The 10,375-nt window shown below is 64.7% G+C and carries 12 protein-coding genes and 1 pseudogene; 2 read left to right on the top strand and 11 right to left on the bottom strand.

Features of this window, described 5'->3' with window-relative positions; genetic code table 11:
* Positions 1 to 180: 180 nt before the first annotated feature.
* The 9 genes from recO to Q0X85_RS08730 form a co-directional block, all read right to left on the bottom strand.
* A complete protein-coding gene (recO, locus tag Q0X85_RS08770; protein WP_297771475.1) occupies positions 181 to 915 on the bottom strand; it encodes a DNA repair protein RecO in 735 nt (244 codons plus the stop codon).
* A 9-nt stretch (positions 916 to 924) separates the two neighbouring features.
* Positions 925 to 1,257, bottom strand: a complete 333-nt coding sequence (locus tag Q0X85_RS08765; protein WP_297771473.1) for a DUF1491 family protein — start codon at positions 1,255 to 1,257, stop codon at positions 925 to 927.
* 5 nt (positions 1,258 to 1,262) lie between these two features.
* Positions 1,263 to 2,168 carry a GTPase Era gene (gene era, locus Q0X85_RS08760; RefSeq protein ID WP_297771472.1) on the bottom strand — a complete coding sequence of 302 codons (906 nt, stop codon included), beginning with the start codon at positions 2,166 to 2,168 and terminating at the stop codon, positions 1,263 to 1,265.
* The gene (gene rnc, locus Q0X85_RS08755) at positions 2,165 to 2,851 is read right to left on the bottom strand and encodes a ribonuclease III (RefSeq protein WP_297771470.1); all 687 of its coding nucleotides are present in this window, start codon (positions 2,849 to 2,851) and stop codon (positions 2,165 to 2,167) included. The genes era and rnc overlap by 4 nt, the downstream gene beginning before the upstream one ends.
* Positions 2,848 to 3,678 carry a signal peptidase I gene (gene lepB, locus Q0X85_RS08750; RefSeq protein WP_297771469.1) on the bottom strand — a complete coding sequence of 277 codons (831 nt, stop codon included), beginning with the start codon at positions 3,676 to 3,678 and terminating at the stop codon, positions 2,848 to 2,850. Before lepB ends, rnc begins: the two co-directional genes overlap by 4 nt.
* Positions 3,679 to 3,950: 272 nt before the next feature.
* Positions 3,951 to 4,916 (bottom strand): DUF3179 domain-containing protein, encoded by a 966-nt coding sequence (locus Q0X85_RS08745; protein WP_297771467.1) that lies wholly within the window; start codon positions 4,914 to 4,916, stop codon positions 3,951 to 3,953.
* A gap of 92 nt (positions 4,917 to 5,008) precedes the next feature.
* Positions 5,009 to 5,800, bottom strand: coding sequence for a DUF4336 domain-containing protein (locus Q0X85_RS08740; protein WP_297771465.1), 792 nt, complete (start codon positions 5,798 to 5,800; stop codon positions 5,009 to 5,011).
* Between the two features lie 5 nt (positions 5,801 to 5,805).
* Positions 5,806 to 6,354: a peptidylprolyl isomerase gene (locus Q0X85_RS08735; RefSeq protein ID WP_297771463.1), complete on the bottom strand. Its 549-nt coding sequence runs from the start codon at positions 6,352 to 6,354 to the stop codon at positions 5,806 to 5,808.
* A complete protein-coding gene (locus tag Q0X85_RS08730) occupies positions 6,347 to 6,853 on the bottom strand; it encodes a peptidylprolyl isomerase (protein ID WP_297771461.1) in 507 nt (168 codons plus the stop codon). The genes Q0X85_RS08735 and Q0X85_RS08730 overlap by 8 nt, the downstream gene beginning before the upstream one ends.
* 134 nt (positions 6,854 to 6,987) lie before the next feature.
* On the opposite strand from Q0X85_RS08730, the gene Q0X85_RS08725 reads away from it, so the two are divergent.
* Both Q0X85_RS08725 and Q0X85_RS08720 read left to right on the top strand, forming a co-directional pair.
* A complete protein-coding gene (locus tag Q0X85_RS08725) occupies positions 6,988 to 8,178 on the top strand; it encodes a phosphoglycerate kinase (protein ID WP_297771460.1) in 1,191 nt (396 codons plus the stop codon).
* A 43-nt stretch (positions 8,179 to 8,221) separates the two neighbouring features.
* Positions 8,222 to 9,004, top strand: coding sequence for an SDR family oxidoreductase (locus tag Q0X85_RS08720; RefSeq protein WP_297771459.1), 783 nt, complete (start codon positions 8,222 to 8,224; stop codon positions 9,002 to 9,004).
* Positions 9,005 to 9,171: 167 nt separating this feature from the next.
* Here Q0X85_RS08720 and acpS read toward each other — a convergent pair whose 3' ends face one another.
* Positions 9,172 to 9,582, bottom strand: coding sequence for a holo-ACP synthase (gene acpS / locus Q0X85_RS08715; protein ID WP_297771457.1), 411 nt, complete (start codon positions 9,580 to 9,582; stop codon positions 9,172 to 9,174).
* Positions 9,579 to 10,375, bottom strand: a pseudogene (locus Q0X85_RS08710) (alpha/beta hydrolase); the annotation flags it as partial. The pseudogene Q0X85_RS08710 and the gene acpS, both read right to left, overlap by 4 nt.

The raw sequence follows: 10,375 nt of genomic DNA, 5'->3' as shown, positions 1-10,375 counted from the left end.
CTTTATGGCAGCCAAGCCCGAAAAACATCAGAGCGCAGAACAGGTTGCAGCCAAATCGCCGCGCCGGGGGGCGGCACGGCGATGCGCGGCGGCCTTCGGCCTTGTTCCGCGCAGGTGCTTCAATCAATGTCCGCTCAAGGCCAAACATAACCGCACCTCGTCCCAGTCAAATCCCCGCCATCACCCCACCCCAGCCTGCGCAGCAAAACGCGCGACAAAGCGGGCGCGGGCATCCGGCAGGGGTTTGTTGCCCATCTGCGGTGCAAGATGGTGCGTAAGGAAATGGCCCGTCACGTGAAATCCCTGCAATATTTGCGCATCCGGGGCCGGGCCTTCGCCCAGCAGGCAGGGTGGCAGCGGCAAGAGCCTGTGGGCCCACTCGCCCGCCCCCGCGCGCGACACCGCGCGCCCGGTTTTCGGCGATATATAACTGAGGTCATTGGCCTTTTCGCCCATCACCGCGCAACGCCGCAGGTCAAGGCCAAAGCCCATCTCTTCCAGCAGCGCCAGTTCCCAGTTGAGATAGGCCAGCGGCCAGATCTCCGAGTGTTCCAGAAGGTCCAGCAAAATCAGACTCTTGCGATATATGCCAGCATGCGCCTCGCGCTCGGGCAGCGCGAACAGCAGCAGCGCGCACACCGCATTGAGCCCGGCCAGCGCCATCCGGTCCCCCATGGACCAGGCCCTCGATTTCAAGGGCTCGACCCGGAATGTCCCCAGATGATCCTCGAGCCGCGCCCGCCATTCTACATCGAGCTGCGCGCCCGGTTGCAGCACCGGCGCCATCCTGCGCGATGCGCCACCGCGCACAACGCCCGCGTGCCGCCCGTGCTCAGCAGTAAAAACTTCAATGATCGCAGAGGTTTCCCCGTGGCGGCGACTGCTCAGCAATATCCCCTGATCACGCCATTCCATCGCCGAACCCTACCCGCTTAACCCGTCCGCGTCGAGCAGATGCCGCCCGGCCCGGTCCTCGACCTCGACCACCCAGATATCCGGGTCGAACCCGCGTTGCCGCGCGATCGCGTCATCCACCTCCGCCTCGTCGCCCTCGGCCAGAGAAAACCACGCGCGTTCCCCCGTCGCCAGGTCAATAGAGCGTTGAAACAACTGTGCTTTTCCGTCGAGCGTGTTGAGCTTGACCAACACCGCGCCGCCCGTGTCATCGCCATGCGCCACCACGAAGGCCGGGATATCCGACAACCGCAACCGCGCGAGATAGGCGTCGATCCAGAACCGTGCGGTCAGCCGGGCCACGACCCTCAGTTCCCGTCCTTGAAGTCGAGCCCCATCTCGGAATAACGCTCAGACTCGTCCATCCAGCCGGTCCGTACTTTCACCTGCAAGAACAAGTGGATCCGCCGCCCGAGAAACTCTTCCATCTCCTCGCGCGCGGCCTTGGAGACGGCCTTGATCGTCTCACCCTTGTTGCCCAGAACGATGCCCTTGTGACCGTCGCGCAGCACGTAGATGATCTGATCAACGCGGGCCGAGCCGTCCTTGCGCTCTTCCCAGTTCTCGGTCTCGACGGTCAGCTGATAAGGCAGTTCCTGATGCAGCCGCAGGGTCAGCTTTTCGCGGGTCATCTCGGCGGCGATCATCCGCATCGGCAGATCGGCGATCTGATCCTCGGGGTAGAGCCACGGGCTTTCCGGCACCTCCGCCGCCAGCCAGCGGCGCAGATCGTCCACGCCGTGGCCCTTTTCGGCGGAAATCAGAAAGGTCTGCTCGAACGCGAGACGCTCGTTCATCTTTTGGGTGAGCGCCAGCAGAACGGGGGCCTCGACCCGGTCAATCTTGTTGATCGCAAGCGCAATTCGGCGCCCCTTGGCGATGTCCTGCAAGCCGTCGAGGATACGCTCCACCCCTTCGGTGGCGCCGCGATGCGCCTCGATCAGCAGCACCACGATATCGGCATCCGCCGCCCCGCCCCAGGCCGCGGCGACCATCGCCCGGTCCAGCCTGCGGCGCGGCTGAAACAGGCCCGGCGTGTCCACGAAAACGAGCTGGCTCTCGCCCTCCATCGCAACGCCGCGAATGCGCGCGCGGGTGGTCTGCACCTTGTGGGTGACGATGCTCACCTTGGCGCCCACCATGCGATTGAGCAGCGTGGATTTGCCCGCGTTGGGCTCTCCAATCAGGGCGATGAACCCGGCGCGTGTGGTCATGTGCGACCCTCCAGTTCTGATAGCAGCGCGCGGGCCGCCGCCTGTTCGGCCTGACGTTTCGATCCGGCGGTGGCCGAGGCGCACTCGCCGCTCTGAAGCCGTGCCTCGATGGTGAAAACCGGTGCGTGATCCGGACCGGAGCGGGCGATCTCGGCATAATCGGGCGGCGGCAGTCTGCGCGCCTGTGCCCATTCCTGAAGCGCCGTCTTGGGGTCGCGGGCATCTTCCTTGACCGCGCCAATGCGCGCGCCCCAAAGACGCAGGACCATGGCCCGCGCCACCTCGTAACCCGCATCGAGATAAACGGCGGCAATCACCGCCTCCATCGCGTCGCCCAGAAGCGCGAGCTTGCGCCGTCCGCCCGAGAGCATCTCGGAACGGCCAAGTTTCAGCACCGAGCCGAGGTCGATCTCGCGCGCCACATCGGCGCAGGCTTCCTTGCGCACCAATGCGTTGAAGCGCGGCGCAAGCTGGCCTTCGGTGGCGCTTCCGTCATATTCCAGAAGGGCTTCGGCCATCACGAGGCCAAGCACCCGGTCACCGAGGAATTCCATGCGCTGGTTGTCGTCCCGATTTGGCGAAGACATCGAGGAATGCGTGACCGCCCGCACCAAAAGCCCGGGATTGGAAAACTCATGCCCGAGCCGCGCCTGAAAAGCGCTCATGTCGCGCGACAGTTTCAATCCAGCCTCTCGAAGAAACGATCCCCCCGCCACGTCCAGAACGCCAGCATGGAACTGCCCGCAGACGAGAATATGACCCGGTTGGCCCGTCCGATCAGGTTCTCGTAAGGGACAAAGCCCACCCCACCAACCGCCTGCGGGAACCGCGAGTCGGTTGAATTGTCACGGTTGTCCCCCATGAAGAAATAATGACCCTCGGGAACAGTGAACACACCCGTGTTGTCCGACCGCTGATCCCCGATATTCACGATTGAATGCGAGCGACCATTGGGCAGGGTCTCGATCTGGCGCGATTTGATGCAATCGGCCCCTTCACCGACAACACCGTTCTCGCAGCGCGGCCGGATACCCATCGGCCCCTGCCGTTTGAATTCCTCGACGAAATCGCCTGCAGGCTCCAACTCGACCGGTTCACCGTTGATGTTGAGCACGCCATCCTTCATCTGCACGCGGTCACCGGGCATGCCGATGACCCTCTTGATAAAGTCGGTGCCGTCGGTGGGTTGCCGAAATACGATGATATCGCCGCGCTCGGGCTCGGACCCCAGAATCCGGGTATTGTCGCCATCAAGAAAGCCACAGATGTCCTTGGCATCGACATTGATGAAGCCAAGCCGGATCGACGGGCAAGACGCATAGGAATAGCCATAGGCCATCTTGTTGACGAACAGGAAATCGCCGATCAGCAGCGTATCTTTCATCGACCCGGACGGAATCCAGAACGGCTGAAAGAAGATCGTGCGAAACAGTCCCGCGATGACGAGGGCCCAGAACACCGTCTTGAGCGTCTCGACGATGGAATTTCCTTTTTTGGCGTCAGATGCCATCGGGCCTCTCCGGCTAGGGCAGATTTGGGTCTCGCGCTACATGCGGGGCGGGGCCGAAAGTGTCAAGGCGCGAGGGATGGTGATCGCCAGTCTATGAGAGGCTGAACGCAGCGACAGGGGCCGGGCGCAACGACGCTTGGCTTGGCAAACGGGGAGCGGGGCCGGCTATGGTTGTTTTCAGGTCAAGGGCGCGGCTTGGCCTTGATCCAACACAAGCCCATCCTGCGCAAACCGCACCGAAGGTGCCGGTCATGGCCTATTACGACGCTCTTTTACTGCACCATCCACGTCCCATTCGGCCAGAGGGCGTGAAAGGCGAAGGCGAACATCACGTCATGTGGCACATTCCGCCCCTGCCCGTCGCGCACCCGCACCGTGCCCACGTCACGCCCCTTGGCGATGATGCCGTGATCGAGCGCCGAGGCCTGGCCCTTTTCCCATGAAATCGCAACACCCGCCTCTCGCACGCCGCCCGCGTCGCGAATGCGGGTCAGCGGCCAGGCCCGGTCGCCCACGCGCACCACACGCTCCAGCGGCGAAATACCGTGCGGCGGGGTCTCGCCGTTATAGAGAAACGGCCGCGCCGAGCTGTCATAGCCCTGATAGGGATTGCGCCCGTAGGAGCGGTTGTAATCTGGCTCCGCCATCACCAGCCCTTGTGGATTGCGGGCGCGGAACTGATCCCAGCTTTCCATCCAGCTTGGCAATTGCCGCAACTCCACCCCGGTCATCTGCCCCACGATCCCCTCGCCGATGGCCTGCTGCCACCAGCTCTGGGTTTCGCGGTCATACATCACCATGTCGGAATGGCGCAACTTGCCCGAGACGCCAAAGCTCAGCACCTTGCCCCGCACCCGCCGGTCAAAGGTGACGCCGGAATTGCACAAGGGGCAGAAGGTCACCGCCACCGGGATGCCGCCGATCTGGTCGTTGACGATCTCGTGCCATGTCAGATAGCGGATCGGATAGGCGCGCGGGGTCTGGCCGCCGATCTCGACGGTGATCACCGGCTCATTGCCCGCGATGCCCCGCTTATCGCCTGCGCGCAGGAATTTCGGGTCATCGATCGCCGGGATACCGTCCTTGGGCGGCCCGCCCGACATGATCTCGGACCAGTCGTCTATACTGGTCTTCTGGAAATTCGTCTCCGGCCATTCATGCCGCCATTGGCTTGGGTTTGCCTGGGCCAGACCGGCGATCAGCAGGAGCGATGTCAGGAATCCAAGAAAGCGGGGCATGCGGGGCACCTCTGGCAGGGTTGCGCGTTGCGGCGATCATGCCGCTTGCCCAAGATTCGGGCCAGCCACCCCCACGCGATTGTGAGGCGACGTCAGCCTTTGCCTGCCTTTCTCTTCTTGGCCCGAGTCAATTCGCGATCCCACATCCGGTCGCGCAAGATGCGGCGAAAGGCGCGCTCCAGTTCCGCCACGCCGTTTGTCTCATAACAGCGGCCATGCGCGAGGATGATCCGCTCGGGTGTCCAGGCGATCAGCGCCTCTATACTGTCGACAAGTGCCCGCTTGTCACGAAAGCTGAACCGCATGTCGGGTGGCATCTTGCCATCGCTGTCATCAATACCCGCAATCCAGATCAGCGGCCGCATCCAGACCGGCAGCTTGGCGGTCTCAAAATTCTCGATCAGATCCGTGAGGATCAGCGTGCGGCTCTCGTTGTGAAAAAACACCGCCTCGCACACCAGCTTGCTGCCTGCGACGATCCGCTGCTCCAACTGACCCGCCCAAGGCCCTTCGGCCTCATCTTCACGCAACTCGCGGTCAAAATGGAGCGTCAGACCGTTCTTCGCGGCCCGGTCGACGACGCCCGGCGCGGCCCAGCTTTTCGCCTTGGGCCAGGCTGCCTGCCAGTCTGCCATATGCGCGAAATGCAACCAGTTGGGTGCCACCAGATGGCGCACCGGTCCCAGCAGGTCCAATTCGGCCCGCAAGGCGTCCGTCAACCGCGTCGGTGAATGCACCCAGAGGTTACCGTTCTTGAGCCGCACCACGGTGGCGCGAGTCGAAAACGGCATCCCGTAGAATCGGATGGCCGGGCCGTCGATCAGCCAGATCCCGTCCCCCCAGGGCTTGAGGGTATCGAGCGGCTCGTATCCGGTCCCGGCCATACGAGTTACTCTGTCACCGTGACCGATTGCATCACGTCCGGTTGGCCGACCACAGCCCCGTTATTGCCGCGCCCACGCTTGATCGCGTCGACCACGTCCATGCCATCGGTGACCTTGCCGACAACGGTATATTGCCCGTTCAGAAACTCACCGGCGTCGAACATGATGAAGAACTGGCTGTTGGCCGAATCGGGATTCTGGCTGCGCGCCATGCCCACGACCCCGCGCAGAAAGCGCTCGTCCGAGAACTCGGCGGCCAGATCGGGCCGGTCGCTGCCGCCCATGCCCGCGCGGCCCATGTCGCCGCCATCCAGCTTGCCGAACTGCACATCGCCGGTCTGCGCCATGAAGCCCTCGATCACCCGGTGAAAGACGACGCCGTCATAGGCCCCCTCTTCGGCCAGTGCAGTAATCTGCTCCACGTGTTTGGGCGCGATATCCTCAAAGAGGTCGATGGTGACGGTGCCGTTGGCCTCGCCCGAAACCTCGATCTGCAGGCCGGTCGCAAGCGCGGGACTGGCCAGCAGCGTGAAAGCAAGCGCGAGCTTATGCATCGGCGGCCACCTTGACGCTGATCATCCGGTCGGGGTTCGCGGGCGGCTCGCCCTTGGTGATCGCATCGACATGCTCCATGCCGGAAATCACCCGGCCATAGACCGTGTATTGCCCGTTGAGGAAATGATTGTCCTTGAAGCTGATGAAAAACTGGCTGTTGGCCGAATTCGGGTTCTGGCTGCGCGCCGCGCCCAATGTGCCGCGATCGTGCGGGATCTTGGAAAACTCGGCCTTGAGATCGGGCAGATCGCTGCCGCCGGTGCCGGCCATGCGCGGGTTGTAGTCCTTTTCCATGTTGGCGTGCTGCACGTCGCCGGTCTGCGCCATGAAGCCGTCGATGACGCGGTGAAAGGCGACGTTGTCATAATGCCCGGCGCGCGCCAGCTCTTTCATCCGGGCGCAATGATCGGGGGCGATATCGGGCAACAGCTCGATCGTGACAGTGCCGTCCTTGAGCTCCAGCAGAATTGTGTTTTCGGGGTCTTTGATCTCGGCCATCGGGCGCTCCTTGTTAAAAACCTCTGCGTTACCTAAGACGAACGCGCGCCAATGCCAAGCGCGCAGGTTGACCTCTGCGCCCCTCCGCGCCAATAGGGACGCGACAGACCGATCAACACGGAGGCCGCCGCGCCATGAGCTGGAAAACCCTCGACGACATGGATCTTGCGGGCAAGCGTGTGCTGGTGCGCGTCGATATCAACGTGCCGGTGGACAAGGGCGTGGTGACCGATGCCACTCGGATCGAGCGGATCGTGCCCACGATCACCGATATCCTCGACAAGGGCGGCAAGCCGATGTTGATCGCCCATTACGGGCGGCCCAAGGGCAAGGTGGTGCCCGACATGTCGCTGCGCGTCACGGTGCCCGCGCTGGAACACGCCTTTGGGCGCAAGGTCCGGCTCATCGAGACGCTGGAGGGCGCCGAGAACCTCACCGAAGAGGCGCGCGCCGCCGATGTGCTGCTGTTGGAAAACATCCGCTTTCATCCCGGCGAAGAGGCCAATGACCCGGAACTGGCGCAGCGGCTTGCCGCCCTTGGCGATGTCTATTGCAACGACGCGTTTTCGGCGGCGCATCGCGCGCATGCCTCGACCACCGCGCTCGCCCATCGGATGCCCGCCTGCGCGGGCCGCCTGATGCAGGCCGAATTGCAGGCGCTCGAGGCGGCCCTCGGCTCGCCCAAACGCCCGGTGATGGCGGTGGTCGGCGGGGCCAAGGTCTCGACCAAGCTCGACCTCTTGGGCAATCTCGTGGAAAAGGTCGACTGCCTCGTGATCGGCGGCGGTATGGCCAATACATTCCTCGCCGCCATGGGGCTCGATGTGGGCAAGTCGCTCTGCGAGCACGACATGACCCCGACCGCCCGCAAGATCATGCTCAAGGCGGGCGCTGCGGGCTGCGAGATCCTGCTGCCCGCCGATGTGGTCGTGGCGCGCGAGTTTGCCGAAGGGGCCGCGAATGAGGTGACGGGCGCGCATGCCTGCCCGTCCGATGCGATGATCCTCGATGCCGGGCCTAGGGCCGTGGCGCGCATCATTGCTGCGATTGATGCCGCGAAAACGCTGATCTGGAACGGGCCGCTCGGCGCGTTCGAGATCGCACCGTTCGACACCGCCACCAATGCCGCCGCGCGCCATGCCGCCGAGCGCAGCCGCGCCGGTCAGCTCATTTCGGTTGCAGGCGGCGGTGATACCGTCGCCGCGCTCAACAAGGCAGGCGCGGCAGAAGATTTCACCTATATCTCCACCGCAGGCGGCGCGTTCCTCGAATGGATGGAAGGCAAGGACCTTCCCGGCGTCGCGGCCCTCAAGGGCGAGGGCTAAGCCGCTCTTGACGCCCGGCCCCGCCGAGGCGCAGGCTGGCGTGATGAAGACCTGGACCCTCATCACCGGGGCCTCCGAGGGGCTCGGCGCGGAATTTGCGCGCATCGCCGCCACCGAGGCCCGCAATCTGATCCTCACCGCCCGGTCCGAGGACAAGCTGGCGGCGCTGGCCGATGAGCTGCGTGCCAAGGCCGGGGAAATCCTCGTCCTGCCTGCCGACCTCAGCGATCTGGCGCAGGTCGAAACACTCTGGCACGAGGCGAGCCGCGACCGGCATATCGACGTGTTGGTGAACAACGCGGGGCTGGGCCGTCACGGTGCCTTCGGCAGCGGCGAGGGCTGGGCCCGTGACCTGAGCACGATCAGCGTCAACATGACGGCGCTCAGCTACCTGATGAAAATGGCCATTCCGCATATGCAGGCGCAGGGCGGCGGGCGCATTCTAAACGTGACCTCTGCCGCCGCCTTTATGCCCGGCCCCAACATGTCGGTCTATCACGCGACCAAGGCCTATGTGCTCTCATTGTCCGAGGCCGTGGCCGAGGAGTTGCGCGGCAGCCCGGTCAGCGTCACGGCGCTCTGCCCCGGTGCCACGCAGACCGCGTTTTTCGACGCCGCCGGCATGCGCGGCATCGGACTGTTGAAACTGGGCCGTCCGGCGCGCGCCGATGCGGTTGCGCGCGCGGGCTGGCAGGCCATGATGCAGCGCCGCCGCCTCCGCGTGACCGGCGCGATGAACAAGCTCTTCGCCGTCTCCCCGCGCCTCACACCGCGCGCGCTGACCACCTTCGTCGCGGGCAAGGTGATGGGCAAATGGGGCAAGTAGGGCGCGCTGCGGTGGGCCACGCCTTTGCAGGGCCGGGGGCTGTCGGTACAACGCGGGGTGTTGGCACTTTATACCAGCCACGTGATTCGTCATTCAACACGTTGTATTTCCTATAAAATCGCCGGACCTCGGGATGTGCTCATGTCGGGTTCAGGCCATTCACGCCTCTACGCAACCCCACCCTTCGGCCTTGCCTCGATCACCACAAAGGCCTGTGCCCAAGGGTGATCGTCGGTCAGGGTCACGTGGATGATCGCCTCATGCCCCTCGGGTGTCATCTCGGCCAGCCGCTCGGCGGCCCATCCGGTGACATGCATCACCGGCTGCCCGGTCCCGAGATTGCTGACCGCCATGTCCTTCCAGGCGATCCCCATGCGCAGCCCGGTGCCAAGCGCCTTGGAGCACGCCTCCTTCGCCGCCCACCTCTTGGCGTAGGTGCCGACCACATCGGCGCGGCGCTCGGCCTTGGCCTGTTCTATATCGGTAAAGACGCGGTTGCGGAACCGGTCGCCGAACCGCTCCAGCGTGCCCGCGATCCGCTCGATATTCGCCAGATCGGTGCCGATACCAAGGATCATCCCTGCCCTCCGGGTGCAAAAAGTGGAAAGCTCACGCCAAGCGCCCAGGCAAGGATCAGGCCGAGTGCGACGCCGGTTGAAACAGTCCCCGCCCGCGCCGTCACCCACCGGCCCATCAACCCGAAGACCAGGAAGAAGAGCAGGATCACCGGCGCGATCATGGCGAGGAAGAACAGCCGCTCGGGATCGAGCAGCACGGCGAGCGCGAGCGACAGGAGAAAGCCCGCGCGCGCCACCAGCCGCTGCCACAGCGCCGCCCCGCGCGCCAGCAGCGCATCCCCCAGCATGAAGGGCAGCGCGCCGAGGCAGAGGGCGGCAATGATGGTCAGACGCTCAGGCGTCGGCCAGAAATTCGCGCCATACCGGTCGAGCGCAAAGCCGAAGACGCCCAGCCCCCAGACCAGCAGCGCCAGCACCGCGACGGGGCGCAGCGCCTCGGGTCGACGCCCCAGCCACCACAACAGCGCCAGTTGGCAGAGCCCATAAATCGCCAGATGCAGCGCCAGGTAATCCGCCACCAGCACCGGCAGGAGCCGCGCCTCAACCTGCACGGCCAGCAGCGGCGCAAGCAGCGCGGGCAGGCCCACGACCAGCGCCAAGCGCCCCAATGACAGCGCCCCCGGCACCGGCGGCGCACGCTCGGGCAGAAGACGCGAGAGCGGTGCGGCCAGCGCCACGATGGCGGCCATCAGCGCCATGAACCACTGCCCGGTCGCGCGCACCGCGATGTCGCTCGCGCGCCCATAGGCGGCATCGAGCCACGCCACGGCCTCGGCGCGCCCGGCGCGGCTAT

The sequence above is a fragment of the uncultured Roseovarius sp. genome, from assembly GCF_947259555.1.
Lineage (GTDB): Bacteria > Pseudomonadota > Alphaproteobacteria > Rhodobacterales > Rhodobacteraceae > Roseovarius.
The sequence above is the reverse complement of the archived record's forward strand: the minus strand, read 5'-3'. Positions and strand labels throughout refer to the sequence as shown.